Genomic DNA, 23,906 nt, shown 5'->3' with positions numbered 1-23,906 from the left:
GGAGCCCAACTGACTCGCATTAGTTGTCGTTTAGACGCCTCATAACGACAACAACTGCGAGCCAGTTGGGTGGCGTGGGCCGGACTGTGACGGCTGACATAGCCCGTGACCTCGGCATTCATTCCCTTTGACGATAGCTTTATCCCTATGACATCGAGCGATGCCGAATTTGAAAAGCTGATATCCGACGCCGGCGAATGGGCTGCCCAGGATCCGGACCCAATCACTGCGGCAGCCCTGTCCGAGCTGACCGGACTCGCCTCCAGCGGCGTCGCTGCAGCCCGTCAACAGCTTGAAGACAGCTTCAGTGGAACACTGCAGTTCGGTACCGCGGGACTCCGGGCAGCCCTCGGTCCCGGTCCCAACAGGATGAACCGCGTGGTGGTGCGGCGGGCAGCGGCAGGTTTGGCGTCCTTCCTCAAGGATGCCGTTGAGGCCGCTTCCCCCGGAACGCGGCCGCGCGCCGTCGTCGGCTATGACGCGAGGCACAACTCGGATGTCTTCGCCCTGGAGTCTGCTGCCATCTTCACGGCCGCCGGGATCGACACCTTCCTGATGCCTTCAGCGCTTCCCACCCCACTGCTGGCTTACGCGGTCCGTTCCCTTGATTGCGACGGCGGCGTCATGGTCACAGCGAGCCATAACCCTCCGCAGGACAACGGTTACAAGGTGTACCTGGGCGGCCGGGCCGTGGAGGAAAGCGGCCGTGGATCCCAGATCGTGGCACCTTACGATTCGCAGATCGCCGCAAGCATCGAAGCCGTGGGCCCCTTGGACTCCATTGAACTGGCTGAATCCGGCTGGACTGAGCTGCCCGATTCCATCACCGGCGAGTATGAGGCTGCGATGGCTGGCTTGGCCGACGTCGAGAATTTCCCGGCCCGTGAGCTGAAGATCGTTTTGACCCCCATGCATGGCGTGGGCGGTGAAACCGCGGTCTCGGTTCTCAGCGCGGCCGGCTTCACGGACGTCTCGCTCGTCGAGGAGCAGGCAGCACCGGACCCGGACTTTCCCACGGTCAGTTTCCCCAACCCGGAAGAGCCTGGCGCGCTGGATCTGGCTTTGGCGGCCGCGGCGCGCTTGGATGCCGACATCGTGCTGGCCAACGACCCCGACGCCGACCGCGCGGCTGTGGCGGCAAAGGACCCTGATACGGGTGCTTGGCGGATGTTGCGGGGCGACGAAGTAGGCGCCCTGCTTGGGGCACACGTCGTGGCCCGGCACGCCGCGGATGCCCGGCAAGGCGCGGATGCCCGGCAAGGCGCGGATGCCCGGCAAGGCGACGCGAGCCGGGGCGTTTTTGCCAATTCAATCGTCTCGTCGCGGCTGCTGTCCCGCATCGCGGCGGCGGCTGGATTCGCCCATGAGGAAACGCTGACGGGATTCAAGTGGATTTCCCGGGTACCGGGACTCGTTTACGGCTATGAGGAAGCCCTGGGCTACTGCGTGGCGCCCGAACTTGTCAGGGACAAGGATGGCATTTCCGCGTCCTTGCTCATCGCAGAACTGGCGGCGGCTGCCAAGGCCGAGGGAAAGACGATCTTCGACACCTTGGACGAGATCTACCTTGTGCACGGCCTGCATGCGAGTGATCAGCTCAGCATCCGGGTGGCGGACCTTGGTTTGCTGGACGCCATGATGAACCGGCTCCGGGCCGATCCGCCGGAGTCCTTTGGCGGCTCGGCCATCGAGACCTTTGTGGATTTGGCCGAGGGAACCGAACAACTTCCGCCAACGGACGGCCTCCTCTACCTGACCAAGGACCTAAGCCGCGTCATCATCCGGCCCAGCGGCACCGAGCCAAAGCTCAAGTGCTACCTGGAGGTCATCAAATCGGTCGGTTCCGCGGCGGAACTCGCGGAAACCCGCCACGCCGCGCGGACCACTTTGGACCACATACTCGCGGACGTCCGCGAAGCGCTGGGGCTCTAGTTAGAGTTCGACTTCGATGAAGCCGTCAACCATGCGGGTCCTGAATGCCGCAAGCCGCAGCCCGGGGTTGGAATAGCATTCACCGGTCTGCAGATCGTAGACCTCTTTGTGCAACGGCGACGCGATGGTGGGGCGTGATCCCCGGGAACCGGTGATGCCGCGGGCCATGACGTTGGCCAAGGTTGCAGGGTCCTGCTGGGCGACCGCGTAGACATTGTCGGCGTCGACGCGGAAGAGCGCCACCTGCACGCCGTCGATCAAAGCTGCCTCGCCCCAAGCTGGCTCAAGTTCGTCCAAGGGGCATACGCGGTGCCAGCCGGACGCCGTCGGAGCGCTCGTCAGTTGTTCTTCCCGTTCCAGAATGACGGTCATGTCAACCCCTCTCGCTATGCCTGCGGCCGGACAAATGCTGCCCGTTCCTTTAAGGCGTTGGCCGCCACGCGGCCATACGTTCAAGGTAGGCGGGGAGTGTTTCACCGGAACGCAGTCAATGTGTCCGGTGCGTAAAAGAGACCTCACACGTCCCGACATCCAATCGTGACCCAGAAGTTAAGACCACGAAACAAAAGGGAAACTGAAGAGAAACTGCCCGTCCGTAGTCTGAAGTGACAAGTTGCGGAGCACGTTCTGCGGCGTATGCGAAAGGCCACCAGTGACCGGACACACTTCCACCCCAGAAAACCTGCGCCGTATTGTTGTCGCCGGCGGAGGCCCTGCCGCCCACCGCTTTGCCGATGCCATGCATACCCGCGGTCTCGAGGGCTGGCACGTCACGGTCCTGACCGAGGAAGCGCATCTTCCCTATGACCGGGTCACGTTGAGCAAGGCCCTGACCGATGTGGACTACGACCTCACACTAGGCGACATGTCCATGTGGGCCCACGAGTCGCTGGACCTGCGCACTGGCGAGCGGGTAACCAAGATCAACCCCGAAGCCAAGTCGGTGGAGACCGCGGCCGGCAACACTTACGACTACGACCACCTGGTGGTGGCCACCGGTTCGGACGCGGCGGAACTCCCCTTCCCCGGCGGTGACCTCGCCCATGTCTACCGCACGCTCGACGACGTCTGGGCCATCAACAAGGCCATCGCCGAACTCACGGATAAGCTCGGCCGGACCGTCAAGACCGTGACGATCGGCGGTGGCCTCCTCGGTCTGGAAGCAGCGGCGGGCACCATGGAGTTGGGCGCGCAGGCCACCGTCATCAACGGTTCGCGCTGGCTCATGAACGCCCAGCTTGATGAGGGCGCCGGCCAGGCATTGGGCCGGCTGGTCACTGCCAAAGGACTCGAAGTTCTTACGGGAACCTACCCCGCCGAAGTATTGTCCGACGACGACGGCCAGGTCACCGGCGTCCTCATGAAAGACGGGCGCATCATTCCCGCCGACATGGTCATCGCGTCGATCGGCATCCGCCCCCGCGATGAACTATTCCGCGCCGCTCAAGACCCCACAGCTGGCAAAGAACAGCTGTTCGAACTGGGCAAGAAGGGTGGAGTAGTCATCAACGACCACTGCGCCACCCCGGTTCCCGGCATTTGGGCCATCGGCGAGGTCGCGAACTTCGAGGGCATGTGCCTGGGGCTCGTGGCACCGGCGAACACGATGGCCGAAATCGTCGCGGACCGCCTGCACGGCGGACAAGCGACCTTCCCCGGTTTCGACACGGCCACCAAGCTCAAGCTCTCCGGCGTGGACGTCGCCAGCTTCGGCGACGCGTTCGCCACAACCGAGCACTCCCTGGAAATCGTCTACGCCGACCCCGCCCGCGGCGTCTACCAGAAGATCGTCACCACCGACGACGCCAAGACTCTGCTCGGCGGCATCTTCGTCGGCGACGCCACCCCGTACATGAGCCTGCGCCCCCTGCTCGGCCGCGAACTCCCCGCCGAACCGGGCGCCTACCTCACCGCCGCGGGCGGCGGGGAGGCCCCCGACACCGAACTGCCCGATGACGCGATCCTGTGCTCCTGCAACAACGTCCCCGCCGGCTCCATCCGCGACGCGATCAACGGCTGCGGCTCCTGCGACGGCAACACCCCCGTCCGGGAACTCGGCGAACTGAAGACGTGCTCGCGGGCCGGCACCCAGTGCGGCTCCTGCGTGCCGATGCTCAAGAAGCTCCTCGAGGGGGAGCTGAAGAAGTCCGGCATCGAAGTCTCCAAGGCGTTGTGCGAGCACTTCAGCCTCTCCCGCCAGGAACTCTTCGACGCCATCCGCGTCCTGGAACTGGACTCCTTCGAAGACATCCTGGCCAAATACGGCACCGGAGCGGGCTGCGACATCTGCAAGCCAACCATCGCCTCCATCCTTGCCAGCCAGAACAGCGAATACGTCCTGGGCGCCGGGCGCGGCACCCTGCAGGACACCAACGACCGAGCCCTGGCCAACATGCAAAAAGACGGCACCTACTCCGTGGTCCCGCGCATCGCAGGCGGCGAAATCACGCCGCAGGGCCTGGGCGTGATCGCCCGCGTCGCGGAGAAGTACGGCCTGTACACGAAGATCACCGGCGGCCAGCGCATCGACATGTTCGGCGCCCGCCTCGAACAACTCCCGGAGATCTGGAAGGAACTCGTCGAGGCCGGTTTCGAATCCGGGCAGGCGTACGGCAAGAGCCTGCGCACCGTGAAATCCTGCGTGGGCTCCACCTGGTGCCGCTTCGGCGTCCAGGACTCCGTCGCCATGGCCATCAACCTGGAGATGCGCTACCGCGGCCTTCGCAGCCCGCACAAACTCAAAATGGGCGTCTCCGGCTGCGCCCGCGAATGCGCCGAAGCGCGCGGCAAGGACGTCGGCGTCATCGCCACCGACAAAGGCTGGAACCTCTACGTCGGCGGCAACGGCGGTTTCCTGCCCGCCCACGCGCAACTCCTCGCCCAGGACCTGGACGACGACACCCTGATCAAATACATCGACCGCTACCTCATGTACTACATCCGCACCGCGGACCGGCTCCAGCGCACCGCGCGCTGGCAGGAGGAGCTCGAGGGCGGCCTCAAACACATCGAAGACGTCATCATCCACGACTCCCTCGGCATCGCCAACGACCTCGAAACCGCGATGGCCCGCCATATCGACACCTACCAGGACGAATGGGCCGAAACACTCAAAGACCCGGAACGCCTTCGCCGCTTCCGCTCCTTCGTCAACGCCCCCGACCAGAAAGACGAAGCCATCACCTTCGTCCCCGAACGCGGCCAGATCCGCCCCGCCACCAACGAGGAAAAAGGCGGCGTCCTCATCGCCAGCACGATCCCCGTTCGCGGCCAGGACTAAGGAGCAAGAAGCCATGCAGCTCACCATCGACCTCACAGGCCGCGACGTTCTGGTCATAGGCTCCGCTCACGCCGCGCGGCAGGCCGTCCGGCGCTACGAAGCCGCCGGCGCCGTCGTCCATCGGCTCAGCACCCCCGACGGAGCCGACGCTGACGGCCCGTTGCCCGAACGCCCCTTTTTGGTCGCGGCTGTCGACGACGGCCAGCCCGGCTGGGAACCCCTGCTCGAACGCTGCCGGAAGACGGGGATCCCGGTCGCCAGCGAACCTGCCGCAGGCGAGTCAGGCCACGTCACCTTGGTGGGCGGCGGCCCCGGCGCGCTCGATCTGTTGACCATCGGCGCGGTCAACGCGCTGCGGGACGCCGACGTCGTCTTCTACGACCGGCTCGCCCCCTACGCGGAACTGGCGCAACTGACGTCCGCGGAAATGGTGGACGTCGGCAAACGCCCCGGGCACCACAAGGTAGCCCAATGCGACATCGAAAAACTCATGGTCGACGCCGCGCTGACCGGGAAGAATGTGGTCCGGCTCAAGGGCGGTGATCCTTATGTGTTCGGCCGCGGCGGCGAAGAAGTCAGCGCCTGTGTGCGGGCGGGCATCCCCGTCCGCGTCATCTCGGGCGTCACGAGCGCCATCTCTGTCCCTGCGGCCGCGGGCATTCCCGTCACGCACCGCGAGGTCAGCCACATGTTCACGGTTGTCTCGGGCCACGCACCTCTGACCGAGAAAGAGCACACGCACCTGGCCGGGCTCGGCGGGACCATCGTGGTCCTCATGGGCATCGGGACCCTCCCGCAGCTCGCCGCCGGGCTCCGCCGGGCCGGGATGGACCCGGCAATGCCCATGGCCGTCGTCGAGCGCGGTTACCGACCCGGACAACGCACTACCATCGCCGAACTCGGAACCATTGAAACCGCGGCCGCAGGCTGCACCAACCCGGCCGTCCTGGTTATTGGCGAAGTGGTCCGGGTGGCCGAAGCCAACCGCAATCACACCGAAGCCACCGCAGACCTCAACCTCCTCGCAGCTTCCCTCCTTGAAGCCTGAAAGAACACACATGACTACGTTGAATGCCCTAGACTCCATCGATGCAGGCTCGCCGTTGGCCACCCCCGTACCAACCGACGATGCGCCGCTGGACGGTTTCCGCATCGGAGTGACTTCACACAGGCGTTCACGTGACTTGATTGAGGCGCTTGAACGGCGCGGCGCTTCCGTGTTGCACGCTCCGGCTTTGAAGATCGCGCCGGTCCAGGAAGACGTCACGCTCATCGAGGACACGAAAACGATCATCGCGGCCAAACCCGATATCTGCATCGCCACCACTGCCTACGGCATGCGGCGCTGGTGCGAGGCTGCGGACTCCTTCGGCATCGGCGAGCAACTTCTCGACGTCCTGGCTGCCTGTCGCATGTTCGTGCGGGGGCCAAAAGCCCGTGGTGCGGTCCGCGCGGCGGGCCTTGCCGACGTCGGGATCAGCAGTGACGAAACCACCGCCACCCTGGTGGACATGCTCCTTCAGGAAGGCGTCCGCGGCAAGACCGTCGCCGTGCAATTGCACGGCTACACCGATGTGCGCCAGTTGGAGCGCCTCCGCATGTCCGGGGCAACGGTCCTCACAGTCACCCCCTACCGCTGGGTAAAGCCCGACGGCGAAGACAAGCTGCCGCGCCTGATCGAAGCCGCCTGTAGTGGAGACTTGGATGTGCTCACCTTTACGAGCGCACCGGCCGTAGACGCCATGTGGAGCACTGCCCACGAAATGGGCATGTACCGCCAGCTGATCGAGGCCCTCAAGACCCAGGTGACCGTTGCCGCCGTCGGGCCCGTCACTGCACAGCCACTGATCGACGCCGGGCTTACCCCCCTCATCCCGGACCGCTACCGCATGGGTGCGCTCATCCGGCTCGTCACCGAACATCTGGCCCTGAACCATGTGCGCCGGCTCGACACTCCCGCAGGGAACATCGAGCTGCGCGGGCGTTGCTTGAGGATCAATGGTTCCGTGGTGGAGCTGGCCCCGGCTCCGCTACTCCTGCTGCGGTCGCTTTTGGGAGCCGGGGGAGCCGTGTTGTCCCGCGAAGCGCTTTCCGATCTTCTGGAACTGCGTGGCTCGGTCCATGCCCTAGACATGACGGTGAGCCGTTTGCGGTCCTCGCTGCCGGACGGAAAGCTCGTGGAAACCGTGGTCAAACGGGGTTACCGGCTCCGCGTCTAGCTGTGGTTCTTGTGGACGAGGTAGATGGCACCGGTGGTGACGTCTTCCTCGAGTGCTTCCAGGGTGCGGCCACGGGTTTCGGGGACCTGCTTGACGACGAAGACCAGGGCCAGTGCCCCGACGACGGCGAAGAGGAAGAAGGTGCCGGTGATCCCGACCCCTGCGACCAGCGATGGGAAGAACAGCGAGAGGAAGCCGTTCACGACCCAGAGGAAGAAAATCGAGACGCCGGTGCCGAAGCCGCGCATGTGCAGCGGGAAGACCTCGGACAGGTAGACCCACACCGCGACGTTCAGGAATGTCTGCATGGACCCGACGAAGGCAACCACCAGGAAGAGGATCACGTACGGGCGGATCGGGTTGCCTACGGGCAACATCATTGAGGCGAAGCCGATCAGAAGGTGGCAGCTGGTGGTCAGAGTAAGCCCGAGGATGAAGGTCTTGCGACGGTCGATCCGGTCCATCAAAGACAACGCGATGACGCCGCCGACCACCGCGATCACGCCGGGCGCGATGTTCGCGATGAGCGCGCCGCTCTCGTTGAAGCCCGACTCGACAAGCACCGTCTGGCCGTAATACATGATCGAGTTGATGCCGGTCAGCTGTTGGGCGACGCCCAGGCCGATACCAACGAGCAGAATGCGGAACAGGTTCTTGTTGCTGAAGACCGCGCGCCAGCCGATCTGCTGGCTCTCCTGCTCCTCCTTGGCGACGTTCTCGACCTCGCCGAGCTCTGCGAGCGCGCGGTCCTCGGAGCGGACGGACCGCAGTACCGCGAGGGCCTCATCGTGCCGGCCCTTCTCGACGAGCCAGCGCGGCGACTCAGGCACGCGGAGCATTCCGAAGAACAGCGCGATCGCCGGCAACGCGCAGACCGCAAGCATGATGCGCCACACGCCGGAGACGTCGCCCCATACGATGCCGATGATGGCGTTGACGACGAAGGCCGCCAGCTGGCCGACGACGATCATGAGCTCGTTGCGGCCCGCCAGGGAGCCCCGGATCTCATACGGGGCCATCTCCGCCAGGAACACCGGGACCACCGCTGAAGCGCCACCGACGGCGAGACCGAGCAGGACGCGGCCGACCACGAGCACCCCGAAGCTCGGCGTGAACACGCACACCAAGGTGCCGGCGAAGAACAGCACCGCTAGCAGAATGATCGTCTTGCGGCGCCCCCACCCGTCGGAGATGCGTCCGCCCGAAAGGGCGCCGATCGCCGCCGCGAACACGAGTGAGCTGGCAACGATGCCCTCGGTGAACGGGGTGAGGCCGAGTTCGGCCGTCATTGGCCGGAGCGCCCCATTGATGACACCCGTGTCATAACCGAACAGCAGGCCGCCGAAGGTGGCAATCAGTGCGACCAGGCCAAGGCGCTTACGATGCGGGCCGTTGGTCAGCGGAGGAAGCGCGACTGCGCTGCCGACTCCCCTATGGCTTTGCGTAGCAGACATCAGGACTCCTTTGTCTTGTGATGCGGGTCATACACCCGCTCTGAATAACAGACTAACGCGCGAAAGACTTAAATGTAAGGTCAATCTAACAAATGACTTAATTGAGACTTCCCGGCCATGGGAAGATGAGGGCATGGGTCCTGACCGGCAGCTCCGTCCCGCAACACAGAGCGATGTGGCTCGTGAAGTCGGCGTCTCACGCACGCTTGTGTCTTTCGCCTTCCGCGATGCTCCCGGTGTTAGCGGCGAGACGAAGCAGGCCATCTTCGACGCTGCAAAACGTCTCGGTTACCGGCCCAACGCGGCCGCCGCCGACCTTGCACGCAAGCATCGCTCCGCCGTCGGGCTCTATTTGATGGACATCCACAACGAGGTCTATGCCGACATCCTCAGCGGCGTAAGGATGGCACTCCCCCAAGCCCGCAACCGGCTCATCCTCAGCGTCTCCCAGTCTATCGACGGCGTGGACGCGGGAGCCGTGGACTCGCTGATTGAGGCGCGGGTGGGGATCATCATCGCCGCAACGCTGCTCGACCCGGACGAACGGGTGCAGGAACTTGCACAAATAGTCCCGATCGTCAGCGTCGCGCGGCCCGTACCCGGCGTCGACAGCGTGTATTCGGACGACGACGCCGGCGCCCGCGCCGCCACCGAACACCTTCTCAGCCTTGGACACACCCGGATCGCCCATCTGGCCGGGCCCGACTACGACGGCCATACGGTCCGCCGAAGGAGCTACGAGAAGACAATGCGCGGCGCAGGAATGGTTCCCCGGACCGTACCGGCCGATGACTTCACGCAAGATGCCGGAATGCGTGCCGCAATTGAAATCCTTGACTCCGCGGACCGCCCGACAGCCATCTTCACCCACAATGACCAGTTCGCATTGGCAGCACGAGAAGCCGCCTACGCGAGGGGCATGGCCATTCCCGGGGACCTGTCACTGGTGGGCTACGACAATTCACGGACCGGCCGGCTCCACGGGATCGACCTGACCTCGGTCGATCTCCACGCAATAGAACTGGGAAACATCGCCGGAGCCGCGGCAATGAACCGGCTCAACAATCCCGAGGCTCCCATCGCGGACGAGCGCCTCACGCCCGACCTGGTGGTCCGCAGCTCAACGGCGGCGCCCAGACGCTGATTCCGCGTCGCGTCATGGACAGATGCCCGGCCCGGTGGGACCATGGCCGTAGATTCGCTCTTGGTCCGGAGGAACGGCCATGAAAAACTTCGCACAGCTGCACGCGGCGATGCACAGGTCCTTCCACAGATTGCTTCCCTCGCCGGTCCCACGCCGCCAGATCAAACTCAGCGGCCAGTACGCCAAAGTGGATGGCATCAGTCGCGTGATGCCGCTCAAGTCGAACAACTCCCCCATGCTGATCGCGGCATTTCCCATCAACAAACGCGCCGCCGCTGGGCTGCTTCCAGGCAAGGAAATGCGACCCTTCAGCCTCGGCGGCAAAGCCCTGCTGTTGGTCATGGTGGTCAACCACACGTCGACGGATATCGGCACATACATCGAATATTCCCTGGCCATTGCCATCACCCACGGCAGCCGGCCCGTCCCGCCGCTTCTGCCGCTCCTCTTCCAGAAGTCGTTCAGGCTTGGCCAGTTCGTGGTGGACCTGCCGGTCAACACCGAAATCTCGGTCAAGTGCGGCAAGGGAATCTGGGGCATGCCCCAGCATCAGGCCAACCTCGACTTCGTAGTCACAGACGCCACCGTCTCAGCCCAGTACGACCAGGACGGACGGCTGGGCTGCTATATCGAAATCGAAAAGCCTGCTCCGGTCGGGCTCCCGGTGAGGCTCGCGGTCTCCAACTACTGCGCCTTCCGTGGAATGCTCTGGAAGTCGGTCAGCTATATCGAGGGCACCGCGGACGTCGCCTACGGCAGGCAGGCCCAGGCGCGGCTCATCCTGGGCGACACTCCCGGCGTCGCGCCCTTGAAAACCCTCCACGTGGCACCCAAGCCAGTGTTCACCGCGTGGCTTCCCGAAGCACACAGCCTCCTGGACGACCATGTCGAAGCGTGGTTCCTCACGGCTCCTACGGAAACAGGTGCGGCGGCGCTGAGCGGCGGAGGCACGATGGACAGCGTAGTCGGGCTTGGCCAGAGCGGGGAGTGGCTGGCACCTCCGGACCGCTCCCTCACAGCGCACTAGGCGTGCAGGATTGACGCCGCGGCGGCGCCTGTGTGATCCAACTCATTACCGGCTGGTAACCATCAGGGAACGGGCCACCGCCAAATGGCAACAACAGGGAAACACCACCGAAAAACCCCCCGCCTACGCTGGGCACAGGCACATCAACCACAGCTCAGTTCAGCGAAGGGACCCACCATGTCCATCCCCCCGTCCGCAGGCACGATCCACCTCGTCATCGCAGGAGCCGGGCCGGCAGCCCAGGCCCTGGTCCGTCGACTGACAGGCAGCAGCACTACTTCGCGACAGTCCGGAACGGCAGCGTTCCATGGCACTATCACCGTCCTGAGCAACCGCGACGAGTGCCCCGATGCCCTCCTGGAGCTAGCCGCCCTCCCCCAGGTCTCCGTGCGTTTCGGCCAGGCCGCTAGCTTCATCGATGTCCAGGCCCGCGCGGTCACCACCACCGAAGGCCTCGAATTCCCCTACGATCAGCTGGTGATTGCGACCGGCTCGTCCCCCATGTACCCGCCGGTCCAAGGCGCAGCATGCAGCCTCAACTACTCCACCATCGACGACGCCGAGCAGATCGGCACCGCCGTCAAGGACATCACCAGGGTCCTGGGCCGTCGTCCGCTGGGGATTCTGGTTGGCACCGGTCCGGCGGCTGGCCAGGCCGAGGCCGTGCTGCGCGCCCGCGGAGTACGCCCCATCCGAACCACTTTGCGTCCAGCTGCCGTCATGCCTTCCGTCGCCGGTTCAGTCCTGCCGGCTACCGGGATCGTCTTCGAGGACGGGAGCAGCATGAACGGCGATCTTGTGGTGCTCGCCGAGGAACGGCTCCCCCGCAATGGGCTCGCTGAAAGCGCGGGCCTGCAGACAGCTCCCGACGGCGGTATCAGGGTGGGGCGCGATTTCTCCACATCGGCGCCGGGCATCTGGGCGATCGGGGACGCCGCCTCGCGGGACGGCATGCGCCTTGGGCTCGTTTTCTCCTCGAATGCCGCCGCGGCACACTGCGCTGCCAGGCTTGAGGAAGACGCCAGTCTCCGCACTCCCAGTCCTACGCGGCCTCCGCGTTCCGCACGCTCCGCCGCAGCGGCCTGAGGGGACGCGGGTCTGAGGCGGGGGCCTAAGTGCGGGCCGGGAAGGGAGTCTCAGGGAGCCCGATACCCGGCCCGCCAGCCGCGCTGAAGGAGCCTCCACGGCAGCCGGGCAGTGTGGCAAGATGGTCATTTGACGAGCCGCGACCCTTGCGGCACACCGGGCCCGCCACGGAAGGACCTCCATGAGCAACGAAGCCTCCAGCGCACTGGACAACAGTGCAAGCATCGCTTCATACATCGACCACACTCTTCTCAAGCCGGAAGCCAGCGAAGCCGAAGTGCGCCAAGTCTGCGCCGAGGCGGCCGAGTACAAGTTCAAGTCGGTGTGCGTCAATCCGATTTGGGTCAAGACCGTGACGAAGGCACTCAAGGGTTCCGGAGTGCTCACCTGCTCGGTTGTCGGCTTTCCGCTCGGCGCCACTCCCAGCGACGTCAAGGCCTTCGAAGCACGTGGCGCCGTATTGGACGGTGCGGATGAAATCGACATGGTGATCAACATCGCCGCGGCCCGTGCCGGCGACAAAGGCGCATTGGTGGATGACATCACGACCGTCGCGGAGGCTGTCCACGCCGGCGGCGCCATCCTGAAGGTCATCATCGAGACTGCCCTGCTGAATGACGAGCAGAAGGTCCTGGCTTGCGAGGCATCGGTGGAAGCCGGGGCGGACTTCGTGAAGACCTCAACCGGTTTCAACGGTGGCGGCGCCACAGTGGAAGACGTGGCCCTCATGCGCAAGACAGTGGGTCCGGATCTCGGCGTCAAGGCCTCCGGTGGAGTACGTTCCCTGGCCGATGCACAGGCTATGATTGCTGCTGGTGCAACACGTATCGGTGCGAGCTCCGGAATTGCCATCGTCAAAGGTGAACAAGGTTCATCCGCGTACTGAGTTTCCCGGCAGCCGCCATAGTTTTTGAGCCCCCCCCGGGGCCGAGGAGGAAAGCATGTCCCAGAACGCCAGCCAGCCCATCGAAAAAGAAAACCCTATGGGCCAGAGCATTCTGCTCTTTGTCTTTAGCATGGTCCTGTTCCTCGGTGCCATCTACTCCTTGACTTTCCTGACGCTGGAGAACACCTGGCCGATGGCCGTTTGCCTGGTCCTCTTTGGCCTTGCCTTCTGGATCCCGCAGACCATTCTCGGCCGCTCCAACTCGGCTGGCGAAAGCTAAGACCTAAATACAAAAACTGTGGCCCCGGACTTTTCAGTCCGGGGCCACAGTAGTTTAAATGCGACTCCACCACTTCTGATTCGACTCCACCCACCATCAGCGTGACCTCGGTTTCCCCAGCGCCGAATGGCGCGGGCTTCAACCGCGCCGGAACGGTCACGGTCAATCTCGTCGCCGTGGACAACACGGGCGGTTCGGGTGTCGCATCCATTACCTACCACGTGGACAGCCTCACCCCAGTCACCGTCAACGCAGCCACAGCGGCGGTGACCGTCAGCGGCGGCGACGGCACCCACACGGTGTTCTACTCCGCCACGGACGTCGCAGGGAACCCCAGCGATTCCCACACTCAAACGGTTAAGATCGACACCACTTATCCGGTCGTGGGGGCCTCAATCTCCCCAACGCCAAACTCCCTGGGCTACAACAGGACCAGCTCGGTGACTGTAAACCTCAGCGCGACGGACGTCCGCGGTTCGGGGGTCGCGTCCATTAGTTACAAGGTGGACAACGGCACCCCATCCACCGTCAACGCGGCCACAGCGGCAGTGAATGTCAGCGGCGCCGACGGAACCCATACGGTGTCCTACTCCGCCACGGATGTCGCTGGCAACGTCACATCCCAGTCCCAGACAATCAACATCGACACCATGGCCCCTACCGTCAGTTCCGTCACAATGGCCAACGGCGGTCCGCAAAATTCAAAGGAAGCCGACGCGGGAGACACCCTCACCATCGTCTTTCCCCCGGACATGGACCCACGCACACTGTGCAGTGGCTGGGATTCCTCCTCCGCTTCTGCCCAGTCCGCAAGCGGCACCGCCAGCATCGGCCTAGACCACAAGCTGACTTTCGCCAGCCCCGCCACGTGCTCGGCTTGGTCGTTTGGAAGCGTGGACCTGGTCAGTGCCTATGCCACCGGCCAGACGCCCCTGAGCTTCGATTTGTCCACGATGACCTGGACATCCGGGACACTGGTCATCACCCTGCAGGGGAACCGTTCAGGCACAGCGGGATCTACCAGCAACAAGGTAAATCCCGTCTACACCCCGGTGTCAGGCGCTGCGGACAAGGCAGGCAACCCTCTGTCCGGGAGCTTCACGGGCGGCATGACCTCGCGATTCTAGAATCCACCGTCACCCACCCAACCCCAACATGAGCCCGAGGAGTGCCGGCCACTGGTTCCGGAGCAATGCCCACGCCGCCAGGCCAAGTCCAACCATGGCGTAGCCGCTCACGGGAATCAGGACCAGCCATTCCCGCCGCGAACCGGCTTTGCCAAGCAAGGGGACGGAGAAGGCGCCGTTGGCCCGCCAGATCCCGCTGACGAGGGGCAGCTTGCGCCAGAACTTCGGCGGCTTGATGACGATGGGCCACAGCAGCGGCACTCCCCCGGTGGTGATCATGTCGCCGACAATGTGGATCCCGACGCCGGTGAGCATGGACAGGGGCAGCCAGCTCCACTGATGCGGGGCGAACCACGTGACCAGCCCGGCCATTATAAGAGCGAACACCCAGTTGGCGATCCACCCGGTATTCGGGAACAGCTTGAGGGCTTTGGCGGCCAGGTTGATCATGAACATGCACAACAGTCCGGCCCCCACGGACAAACGGCCCACGGGAGTATCAAGCTGGAACTGGGCGGCCATGGCGGCGAGGACCACGAAGGCCGAGGCGCCCAACAGTGAATGGGTTCCCTGCCGGTGCCCTCCGCTGGCCTTCTCGATCCCGACGGCGATCACGTTCGACAGCGGCGGCAGGGAGTGGGCGATGGTGCTTGAGCGGTGGTCCCAATCGCACACCAAAGCAGTTCCCGCCGTCGTCATCGCTCCGATGAGGACTCCGGTGGCGTCCAGCGGGTACCAGCCCAAGGCGTACGGGCCGGTTGAAGCGATAGCTATCCACGCCGCGGCCCCGGACGCGGCGTGGTGTCCTCCCATCATCGCTTAGCCTGCGGTCTGCGAAGCGCTGGACGTCGGCGAAGCCGGGAAGAAGATAGCTTCGATCACTGTGTTGGCCCACTCCAGGATCTCGGCGTCCTGCAGGTCGCGGCCGCCGATCCGCGCCGTCTTGGGCTTGGGGAGCAACACGGCGTCGAGGGCCGGCTTGATCTGCGAGCCGGGGTACATGCGGTTGAGCCGCATGACTTTCGATTCGGGCAGCTGGGCGGGCGAGAAACGGATGAAGTTGCCTTGGAGCGCGACGTCGGACAGCCCGGCCTCGCGGGCACCCACCCTGAAGCGTGCGACGGCGATCAGGTTCTTCGCGGGCAGCGGCGGCTCGCCGTAACGGTCCACGAGTTCAGCCAGCACTTCGTCGATGGCCTCGTTGGTGATGGCCCCGGCCAGCTTCCCGTAGGCCTCGAGGCGCAGGCGTTCGCCGGGCACGTAGTCGTGCGGCAAGTGGGCGTTGACGGGCAGCTCAATCTTCATGTCGGCGGCCTTCTCTTCCGCCTCGCCGCGGTATTCGGCCACGGCTTCGCCGACCAGGCGGATGTACAGATCGAAGCCGACCCCTTGGATGTGCCCGGACTGCTCCCCGCCCAGCAGGTTGCCGGCACCACGGATTTCGAGGTCCTTCATGGCCAGCTGCATGCCTGCCCCCAGCTCGTTGTGGGCCGCGACGGCCTTGAGCCGTTCGAGAGCCACTTCGCCCAGCGGCTTCTCGGAGGGGTACAGGAAGTAGGCGTAGGCGCGTTCGCGGCCACGGCCCACGCGGCCACGCAGCTGGTGGAGCTGGGAGAGGCCGTACTTGTCCGCGCCGTCCACGATCAGGGTGTTGGCATTGGAAATATCCAGCCCGGTCTCGATGATGGTGGTGCAGACCAGGACGTCAAAGCGCTTCTCCCAGAAATCCACGATGATCTTTTCCAGGCGGCTCTCGGACATCTGTCCATGGGCCACTTCGACGCGGGCCTCGGGGACAAGCTCCCGGATCTGGGCGGCGATGCGCTCAATCGAGGACACACGGTTGTGAACGAAGAAGACTTGGCCTTCGCGCATGAGTTCACGCCGGATCGCCGCGGACGTCTGCTTGTTGGTGAACGGCCCGACATACGTCAGCACCGGGTGCCGCTCCTCCGGCGGTGTGGCCAGCGTTGATGTTTCGCGGATACCCGTGAGGGACATTTCCAAGGTACGCGGGATGGGGGTGGCGCTCATGGCGAGGACGTCCACGTTGGTGCGCATCTTCTTGAGCGCTTCCTTGTGCTCCACGCCGAAGCGCTGCTCCTCATCGACGATCACCAGGCCGAGATCCTTGAACTCGAAGTCTTTGGACAGCAGGCGGTGCGTGCCAATGACCACATCCACGGAGCCGTTCTTGACTCCCTCAATGGTCTCCTTGGCTTCCTTCGCGCCTTGGAACCGTGACAGCGGCTTGACGCGCAAGGGGAATCCGGAGAAGCGTTCGGTGAAGGTCTCATAGTGCTGTTGGGCGAGCAGCGTGGTGGGAACCAGCACTGCGACCTGTTTGCCGTCCTGTACCGCCTTGAACGCCGCCCGGACGGCGATCTCGGTCTTTCCGTAGCCGACGTCGCCCGAGACCAGACGGTCCATGGGGATCTCGCGTTCCATGTCGGCCTTGACCTCGTTGATGGTGGTGAGCTGGTCCGGCGTCTCCACATACGGGAATGCTTCCTCCAGCTCCCGCTGCCACGGCGTGTCCGGAGCGAAGGCATGCCCGCGCGAAGCCATGCGTGCCGAGTACAGCCTGATGAGCTCACCCGCGATTTCCTTGACTGCCTTGCGGGCCTTGGACTTGGTGCTCGCCCAGTCCGCCCCGCCCATCTTGCTCAACGACGGCGTATCGCCACCGACGTAGCGGGTCACCTGGTCGAGCTGGTCCGTAGGGACGAAAAGCCGGTCGCCGGGGGCACCGCGCTTGGACGCCGCGTACTCAAGCACGAGGTACTCGCGAAGACCCGCGTCTCCACCGGAAGGACCAGCAGAGGAGCCAGCCACCTTGCGCTGGATCAGCTCCACGAACTTCCCGATTCCATGCTGTTCATGGACCACGAAATCGCCGGCGTGCAGCTGGAGGGGGTCGACGGCGTTGCGCCGCTTGGAGGGCATGCGCCGCATGTCCTTCGTGGACCCGGCGGAAGTACGGCCCAGGAGGTCGGCTTCCGTAAGGAGCCCCAGTTTGAGGCCGTCCAAGACAAAACCGCGTCCGACGGCGGCGGTGGTCACCTCGATGATTCCGGCTTGGGGTTCATGGGCCAGGGATTCGACGCGGGAGCACGGGATGTCGGCATCGTGGAACAACTCGGCGAGACGCTGGGCAGGCCCAGGGCCATCCGTCGCCACCACGATGCGCCATTGGTCCCGCACGTGGGAACCGATGAATTCGAGCATCTCCGCGACGTCGCCCTGGTACCCGCGCGGTTCACGCGCGTGCAGGTTCAGGACGTCGATATCGAGGACAAGTTCTTCGTCCGTGGCCAGTGAGGTGATGGACCACCAGGAAACACCGTGGGCCAGCGCCGCGTGCCGGGTGTCGGTCAAGGACTGGAAGCTGGCCGCATGCAACGCTGAAGCGGCTTGGGAGCCCAGCACCGAGTCGAGATCGAGGGGCGCCGACCCGCCGTCGGACGCCGTGGACCAGGCGGCTTCGAGGAACTCCTCGTTGGTGGCCGCGAGGTCATGCGCGCGGGTGCGGACCTTCTCCGGTTCGATGACCACACCGATGGAACCTGCCGGCAGCTGGTCCACGAAAGGCACCATCGCGTCCACCAAAACCGGAGCCAGGGACTCCATGCCCTCGACGGCGATGCCGCCCGCGATCTTTTCCAGCATGTCGGCGGCGGCTGGCATCTCGGCCTTGAGCTTGGCTGCCCGGGACATGACCGACGGCGTGATGAGGATTTCCCGGCAAGGCGGGGCGTGCAATTCGCTCGGGTGGTGCACGCTCGGTCCGGAGAGCGAACGCTGGTCTGCCACGGCGAACCAGCGCATCTGGTCCACCTCGTCGCCGAAGAATTCCACCCTGATCGGGTGGTCCTCGGTGGGTGGAAAAACGTCCAAAATACCGCCCCTGACGGCGAATTCACCACGGTGGGTAACCATGTCCACTCGCGAATAGGCAGCGTCGGCAAGGCGGCGTACCACGTCGGTGAAGGGCATTTCCTGCCCCACCTTCAACGTCACCGGAACCAGTTCTCCCAGTCCCTCCACCACTGGCTGGACTACTGCGCGAACCGGCGCCACGACCACTCGCAGGGGACCCGCCGTCGAGCTCTCCGGGTGGGCCAGGCGGCGCAAAACCGCGAGCCTGCGGCCCACCGTATCCGAGCGCGGGGAGAGCCGTTCGTGCGGCAGGGTTTCCCAGCTGGGGAAGGCCGCCACCGAGTCCGCGGGGAGATAGGCAGCCAAGGCCGCGGTAAGGTCCTCGGCTTCTCGACCCGTGGCCGTCACGGCCAACACCACAGCGGTGGCTTCAAGATCCTGGGAGGCGAGTCCGTCGGCCATCTCCGCGAGCAGCGCCGCCCTCAAGCCTGCCGGGGCGCTGATCTGGTAATCGGAGCTGCGTTCGGTGAAGGCCCGCGAGGCCTCGGGCCTGACCCGGGCGAAGGTCCGGTCCTCACCCAGGGCCCGCCGCAGTCCACCAAGGGATGCGACAGTGCCGGCAGGGCTGACTCCGGAGTTGACCGCTGACGGTTGGCCTTTGGGGCTCATGGATGGCACTCCTCGGAAGAGGGAAGTCGGATGGGGAAAGGCAGCACGAAAACCCGAAATTCTCTCGAATCCCGGGGCGTTCCTAGCCTACCCCGACCACACCGTAGGATGTTTGGGAGCCGCAAGAGCTTTCAACCGAGATATTCACGGAGGACCCCCATGGCCCTGAACGCATCCACCACCCTGCCCTACGGCGTCGACCGCGTAGCCGCCACTTTCATCGACGAAGACTTCCTGCGCCACACGAGCGAGTACGTCGGCGGCACCTTGGAATCATTCCAGATCGACGGCGACACCTCCGGCGCCTTCACGACCATCACGGTCCGCACCCTGCCCACCACGCGTCTCCCGGAGATCGCCCGCAAGTTCGTGGGCGAGAAGCTCACCGTCACCCAGACCGAGAAGTGGGACGCCCCGACGGCCGATGGTTCCCGGACTAGCAACATCTCCCTTAAGATCTCCGGCGCCCCGCTGGATGTTACGGCAGCGCAGCGCCTGGTGGCCGACGGCGGCAACACCCGCGTCGAGCTCGAAGGTGCCGTCACGTCGTCGGTTCCGTTCCTCGGCGGCAAGATCGCCGACGCAGCCGAACCGATGGTGGGCAAGGCCTTGAACATCCAGTCCCAGCAGGCCCAGGCCTGGCTCGAAAGCCACTAGCGTGCAGCTGGCAGCCGGGCTGTCGATTGTGCTGATCATCGCAGGTGCGTGGTCCCTCATCGTGTGGCCGCAGTTCCTGCGCCGCGTCATGGCAGACTCGCGTGCCCGCGACGCCAACGGGAAAGCCACGAAGTTCCTCACGGTCCACGTCGTGTTGGTCACCATCTCGATGGTGCTCGGACTCGCGACGGCGGTCATCGGGATCGCGGCGCTGCTCACGTAACGCCCCTGCCGTCCCCAACTGGCTCGCATTTGTTGTCGTTTTGACGCCTCATAACGACGTTAACTGCGAGTTAGTTGGGGGCCGCGGCCGGGTGGGTGACCGTTCCGCTAAAGTGGAATACAGGTGCGCCGGGAAGTCTGGTCGGCAACAGTTTTGTCGACCCGCAACTCCCCAAGGAGCCACATGGCTAACCGCCGACGCCCCGCTGCCCCTTCGAAGGTGTTCAGCCGATCCAGTTTCCCGGAATATCAACGGATCCTGGCTATTCTCCGCACTGAAACCGTTGGTGGCGCGCTCTTGCTCGCCGCCACGGTGGCCGCGCTCGTCTGGGCAAACTCACCCCTTGCCAACGGCTACTTCGCGCTGCGCGAAGTCAAGATCGGCTACGCTCCCTGGCATCTGGAATTGAGCTTGGGCCACTGGGCCTCGGACGGGCTCTTGGCCGTTTTCTTCTTCATCGCGGGGCTGGAGCTCAAGCGTGAATTCGTGGCCGGGGAACTGCGGAAGCCCGCAAAAGCGATCGTCCCGGTTGCGGCAGCGGTGGGCGGCGTGATCCTTCCCGCGCTCATCTACATGGTCGTCAACTTCGGCTCGGGCGCGGAAACCCTCAGGGGTTGGGCCATCCCTACGGCCACTGACATCGCCTTCGCTCTGGCAGTGCTGGCCGTCATCAACACACATTTGCCCGCGGCGTTGCGGACCTTCCTGCTGACACTGGCCGTGGTGGACGACTTGATTGCCATCGGCATCATCGCGTTCTTCTACTCGAGCGGTCTTGAGCCCTTCATGCTGATGGCCGCCACTGTGCCCCTGGCCCTCTTTACGCTCTTGGTCCAGAAACGGGTGCGCAGCTGGTACCTCCTCCTCCCCCTGGCCGCAGCCACCTGGGCCTTCGTCCATGCCTCGGGAATCCACGCCACCGTCGCCGGAGTCCTGCTCGGATTCGCCGTGCCAGTCGTGGCCTCAGGCAAGAAGGGTGAGCCAGCGGCCGGGCTCGCCGAAAGCTTCGAACACCGCTTGCGTCCCTTCTCCGCCGGCTTTGCGGTGCCTGTTTTCGCGTTCTTCTCCGCCGGCGTGGCTTTGGGCGGCGCCGAGGGACTGGGTGCCGCCCTGCTCGATCCCGTGGCGGTTGGCATCGTCCTGGCCCTCGTGGTGGGTAAGACGGCAGGAGTCTTCGGCACCACATTCCTCATCACCAAGACCACACGCGCACGGCTGGACGACGGCCTGGCATGGATCGACGTCGCAGGGCTGGCCCTGCTCGCGGGCGTCGGATTCACCGTCTCCCTGCTGATCGCCGAGCTGGGCTTCGGTTCCGGTTCCCCGCACGATGACCACGCGAAAGTGGCCATCCTCGCCGGTTCGCTCGCGGCGGCGGCGATTGCCGCCGTCGTGCTCAAAGCCCGCAACCGGCACTACCGCAGCGTGGCCCAGGAAGAGCAAAGGGACGACGACGGCGACGGCGTGCCTGACGTTTTTACCCGCGCCTGACGTGGCGGGGCCGCATACGAGTAGCCCTCATTTTAATTGGAGTAATGCCGCTTTCAATTGGGGTGGTTGGCACGCTGTTTGGGCGGTATCGGCAGGAATACCTTGCTGCTATGGACGCGAATAGTATGGAACGAGTGTGGCATGGGGCCCACAGGAAAACCCAAGAGAAGAACTGGTCATTGTTCTTTGTTTGGGCAATTCTCGGTCTCATGACGATTTCGGTGCTCATCGCAGCGGTACCCAAATGATGCGGTGACTAGGCCAACGGTACAAAAAAGCTCGGACCGGTTATTGCGGGTCCGAGCTTTTCTTTGCCGTACGGTTTTCCAAAGCTATAAATAGTCAGGCGTGAACGCCGCAGCATGCTGCGTTGGAGCATTCGCCCCTTACTGCACTAGTCCCGCGACGGCGGCAAGAATTGTCGCGGCGACGAGGGCGAGCAACAAACCCACAACAACGAATTCCGCCCGGCGGACCCGATGCTGGCTCTGGCGCCATTCGCGCCTGCTCTCCAAGGTAATCATGCTTCGAGGCTAAGTCCGGACCACTGCCCGGAATAGAGTGGACGGTACTCGACCTCGAACCACCCGCACTAGAGAGCCGGGGACACCCCTTGGCTCGCCTCGGCCTGGCGCAGCGCGTCCTCCGCAGCAACCCACGCGAGCATGGCGCACTTTACCCGGGCAGGATATTTGGCAACGCCGGCCAGCGCGGCAGCGTCTTGGAGCAGTTCCTCATCCGCTTCCAGCTTGCCGCGTGAACGCATCAATTCCCGGAAGTGATCGATCGTGTTGCGGAGGGCCACCGGGGACATGCCCGGTGCCATTTCACTGAGTATGGACGCCGACGCCATCGAAATGGCGCAGCCGTCACCGTCCCAATGGATTTCCGTGACGGCCTGCCCGTCTCCGGCGGTGCCGAGACTGAGCCGGAGGGTGATTTCGTCACCGCAAATCGGATTGAGCTGGTGGCTCTGTCCCGTGTAGCTCTGTTCTGTCCCGGAGATGCCCGTTCCGGCAGCCGGAAGCTTGGCAAGGTCTCCGCCGCTGCGGGCCTTGGAATGCTCCAGGATCAGCTGCTGGTACAGGGAATCCAGGGCGCTCATGATGCGGCTCCGGCGGCGGTTACCCCGAAGTAAGGCCTGACCTGGGCAACGGCCTCCACCAGCAGGTCGACTTCGTCGGATGTGGTGTAGAGGTAGGTACTGGCCCGCGTGGAGGCGCTCAGGCCCAGCCTGCGGTGCAACGGCTGGGCACAATGGTGGCCCACGCGGACAGCGATGCCCAGATTGTCGAGGTACTGCCCGACGTCGTGAGCGTGCACTCCGGCGACATCGAACGCGGCAAGACCGGTCCGTTCCTCCCCCGGCCCGGGGCCCAGCACACGCACCCCATCGATGGCGCTGAGGCCCGTAACAAGCCGTTGGCCGAGCTCCGCCTCACGAAGGGCGATCCGCTGCATCCCCGTTTCGCTAAGGTAGTTCGTCGCGGCAGCGAGGGCCACAGCCTGCGAAATAGGCTGGGTTCCGGCCTCGAAACGCTGGGGGGCAGGCAGGTATTGGGCTTCCTCCATGGTCACTGTGGTGATCATGGAACCGCCGGTCAAGAACGGGGGCATGGCATTGAGCAGTTCGCTGCGGCCATAGACCGCGCCGATTCCCGTGGGCCCCAGCATTTTGTGGCCGGAGAACACGGCGAAGTCCACGTCGAGGGCCTTGAAGTCCAAAGGGAGGTGTGGCGCAGACTGGCAGGCGTCAAGGACCACCAACGCGCCTACTTGCCGTGCCATTCCGACCAACACGTCAACGGGGTTGATATTCCCGAGCACGTTTGAAGTGTGGGTGAAGGCCACGATCCGGGTGCGCGAGGTCATGAGGTGTGCTGCTTCCTCGAGACGCAGCGCACCGGTGCCGTCGAGGGGAATGTACTTGAGGCTCGCTCCGGTCCGCCGGCACAGTTCCTGCCACGGGATCAGGTTGGCGTGGTGTTCCATTTCGGTGACAAGCACTTCGTCGCCCGGCTTGAGGGCGAAGCGCCCGGCTTCCCCGCCCACCCGGCCCACGCTGGCGTTCGAAAACGAATAGGCCAGCAGGTTCAGCCCTGCGGTGGCGTTGGCGGTCCAGATCAACTCATCGTCCTGCACGCCCACAAAACGGGCCACGGTGGCACGCGCGTCTTCGAAGGCGTCCGTGGCCTCTACCGCAAGGTGGTGCGCGCCGCGATGGACGGCTGAGTTCCGCTGTTCATAGAATTCCTGCTCAGCCTCAAGCACGCTCCGGGGGTTTTGCGAAGTTGCGCCCGAATCGAGGTAGACCAGCGGCTTGCCATTGATTTCCTGCCCAAGAACGGGGAAGTCGTTGCGGATGCGGCGGACTTCATCGTCATCAAGTGCGGAAACCTGGGCATCTCCCCACGCGGGGGTGGAAACCATTGTCAAAACCGGTGCTCCTCGTTAGGACTACGTGGCAATCGCCAGCGGCTGACCGCCATGAGTGGCGGCGTCACGTAGTAATTGTCCCACCAATCGGCTTCTCTGCCTTCATCCGCGGAGCG

General features: G+C 64.5%; 20 protein-coding genes. 13 read left to right on the top strand and 7 right to left on the bottom strand.

From position 1 onward, the window contains the following. The first annotated feature begins 147 nt into the window (after nt 1-147). The gene (locus ACSKT0_RS06110) at nt 148-1,932 is read left to right on the top strand and encodes a phospho-sugar mutase (protein ID WP_437772959.1); all 1,785 of its coding nucleotides are present in this window, start codon (nt 148-150) and stop codon (nt 1,930-1,932) included. Here the strand turns inward: ACSKT0_RS06110 and nirD are convergent, their stop codons facing one another. Continuing rightward, on the bottom strand, nt 1,933-2,304 hold the full coding sequence (gene nirD, locus ACSKT0_RS06105) for a nitrite reductase small subunit NirD (RefSeq protein WP_437772958.1): 372 nt from the start codon (nt 2,302-2,304) through the stop codon (nt 1,933-1,935). Between the two features lie 280 nt (nt 2,305-2,584). Here nirD and nirB point away from each other — a divergent pair, with 280 nt between their 5' ends. From nirB to ACSKT0_RS06090, 3 genes are read left to right on the top strand one after another with little or no spacing between them, the layout of a single operon-like run. Continuing rightward, entirely contained in the window at nt 2,585-5,212 is a 2,628-nt protein-coding gene (gene nirB, locus ACSKT0_RS06100) for a nitrite reductase large subunit NirB (RefSeq protein ID WP_437772957.1), read from the top strand. Between the two features lie 13 nt (nt 5,213-5,225). After that, the gene (gene cobA / locus ACSKT0_RS06095; protein WP_437772956.1) at nt 5,226-6,260 is read left to right on the top strand and encodes a uroporphyrinogen-III C-methyltransferase; all 1,035 of its coding nucleotides are present in this window, start codon (nt 5,226-5,228) and stop codon (nt 6,258-6,260) included. A 10-nt stretch (nt 6,261-6,270) separates the two neighbouring features. After that, on the top strand, nt 6,271-7,431 hold the full coding sequence (locus ACSKT0_RS06090) for a uroporphyrinogen-III synthase (protein ID WP_437772955.1): 1,161 nt from the start codon (nt 6,271-6,273) through the stop codon (nt 7,429-7,431). Here the strand turns inward: ACSKT0_RS06090 and ACSKT0_RS06085 are convergent. Further along, nucleotides 7,428-8,885, bottom strand: a complete 1,458-nt coding sequence (locus tag ACSKT0_RS06085; RefSeq protein ID WP_437772954.1) for a sugar porter family MFS transporter — start codon at nt 8,883-8,885, stop codon at nt 7,428-7,430. The two genes, ACSKT0_RS06090 and ACSKT0_RS06085, sit on opposite strands and share 4 nt — an antisense overlap. A 133-nt stretch (nt 8,886-9,018) precedes the next feature. Here ACSKT0_RS06085 and ACSKT0_RS06080 point away from each other — a divergent pair, with 133 nt between their 5' ends. From ACSKT0_RS06080 to ACSKT0_RS06055, 6 genes are all read left to right on the top strand, one after another. Next, nucleotides 9,019-10,029: a LacI family DNA-binding transcriptional regulator gene (locus tag ACSKT0_RS06080; RefSeq protein WP_437772953.1), complete on the top strand. Its 1,011-nt coding sequence runs from the start codon at nt 9,019-9,021 to the stop codon at nt 10,027-10,029. Nucleotides 10,030-10,108: 79 nt separating this feature from the next. After that, nucleotides 10,109-11,056, top strand: a complete 948-nt coding sequence (locus ACSKT0_RS06075) for an acetoacetate decarboxylase family protein (protein ID WP_437772952.1) — start codon at nt 10,109-10,111, stop codon at nt 11,054-11,056. A gap of 177 nt (nt 11,057-11,233) precedes the next feature. Beyond that, nucleotides 11,234-12,142 carry an FAD-dependent oxidoreductase gene (locus tag ACSKT0_RS06070; RefSeq protein WP_437772951.1) on the top strand — a complete coding sequence of 303 codons (909 nt, stop codon included), beginning with the start codon at nt 11,234-11,236 and terminating at the stop codon, nt 12,140-12,142. Nucleotides 12,143-12,323: 181 nt separating this feature from the next. Then, a complete protein-coding gene (gene deoC, locus ACSKT0_RS06065) occupies nt 12,324-13,028 on the top strand; it encodes a deoxyribose-phosphate aldolase (RefSeq protein ID WP_234750836.1) in 705 nt (234 codons plus the stop codon). A 55-nt stretch (nt 13,029-13,083) separates the two neighbouring features. After that, a complete protein-coding gene (locus ACSKT0_RS06060) occupies nt 13,084-13,308 on the top strand; it encodes a hypothetical protein (protein ID WP_284989806.1) in 225 nt (74 codons plus the stop codon). Between the two features lie 101 nt (nt 13,309-13,409). Beyond that, the gene (locus tag ACSKT0_RS06055; protein ID WP_437772950.1) at nt 13,410-14,435 is read left to right on the top strand and encodes an OmpL47-type beta-barrel domain-containing protein; all 1,026 of its coding nucleotides are present in this window, start codon (nt 13,410-13,412) and stop codon (nt 14,433-14,435) included. A 9-nt stretch (nt 14,436-14,444) separates the two neighbouring features. Here ACSKT0_RS06055 and ACSKT0_RS06050 read toward each other — a convergent pair whose 3' ends face one another. After that, nucleotides 14,445-15,251, bottom strand: a complete 807-nt coding sequence (locus ACSKT0_RS06050; protein WP_437772949.1) for a metal-dependent hydrolase — start codon at nt 15,249-15,251, stop codon at nt 14,445-14,447. Between the two features lie 3 nt (nt 15,252-15,254). Beyond that, entirely contained in the window at nt 15,255-18,983 is a 3,729-nt protein-coding gene (gene mfd, locus ACSKT0_RS06045) for a transcription-repair coupling factor (RefSeq protein ID WP_437772948.1), read from the bottom strand. Between the two features lie 159 nt (nt 18,984-19,142). On the opposite strand from mfd, the gene ACSKT0_RS06040 reads away from it, so the two are divergent. The 3 genes from ACSKT0_RS06040 (at nt 19,143) to nhaA (ending at nt 21,354) form a co-directional block, all read left to right on the top strand. Further along, entirely contained in the window at nt 19,143-19,640 is a 498-nt protein-coding gene (locus ACSKT0_RS06040; protein ID WP_345449620.1) for a DUF2505 domain-containing protein, read from the top strand. A 1-nt stretch (nt 19,641) separates the two neighbouring features. Next, nucleotides 19,642-19,863, top strand: a complete 222-nt coding sequence (locus ACSKT0_RS06035; RefSeq protein WP_437772947.1) for an SCO4848 family membrane protein — start codon at nt 19,642-19,644, stop codon at nt 19,861-19,863. Nucleotides 19,864-20,046: 183 nt separating this feature from the next. Continuing rightward, complete coding sequence (gene nhaA / locus ACSKT0_RS06030) at nt 20,047-21,354, top strand: Na+/H+ antiporter NhaA (RefSeq protein ID WP_437772946.1); 1,308 nt, start codon at nt 20,047-20,049, stop codon at nt 21,352-21,354. 386 nt (nt 21,355-21,740) lie between these two features. Here the strand turns inward: nhaA and ACSKT0_RS06025 are convergent, their stop codons facing one another. From ACSKT0_RS06025 to ACSKT0_RS06015, 3 genes are all read right to left on the bottom strand, one after another. Then, the gene (locus ACSKT0_RS06025; RefSeq protein ID WP_437772945.1) at nt 21,741-21,878 is read right to left on the bottom strand and encodes a hypothetical protein; all 138 of its coding nucleotides are present in this window, start codon (nt 21,876-21,878) and stop codon (nt 21,741-21,743) included. A 68-nt stretch (nt 21,879-21,946) separates the two neighbouring features. After that, nucleotides 21,947-22,459: a Fe-S cluster assembly sulfur transfer protein SufU gene (gene sufU / locus ACSKT0_RS06020; protein WP_437772944.1), complete on the bottom strand. Its 513-nt coding sequence runs from the start codon at nt 22,457-22,459 to the stop codon at nt 21,947-21,949. After that, on the bottom strand, nt 22,456-23,790 hold the full coding sequence (locus tag ACSKT0_RS06015) for a SufS family cysteine desulfurase (RefSeq protein WP_437772943.1): 1,335 nt from the start codon (nt 23,788-23,790) through the stop codon (nt 22,456-22,458). The genes sufU and ACSKT0_RS06015 overlap by 4 nt, the downstream gene beginning before the upstream one ends. Nucleotides 23,791-23,906: the final 116 nt, after the last annotated feature.

Origin of the sequence: Arthrobacter sp. KNU40, from assembly GCF_051515115.1 — a bacterium.
Taxonomy (GTDB): Bacteria; Actinomycetota; Actinomycetes; order Actinomycetales; family Micrococcaceae; genus Arthrobacter.
Note: the sequence above shows the minus strand (reverse complement) of the source record. Positions and strands in the feature narration are given on the sequence as shown.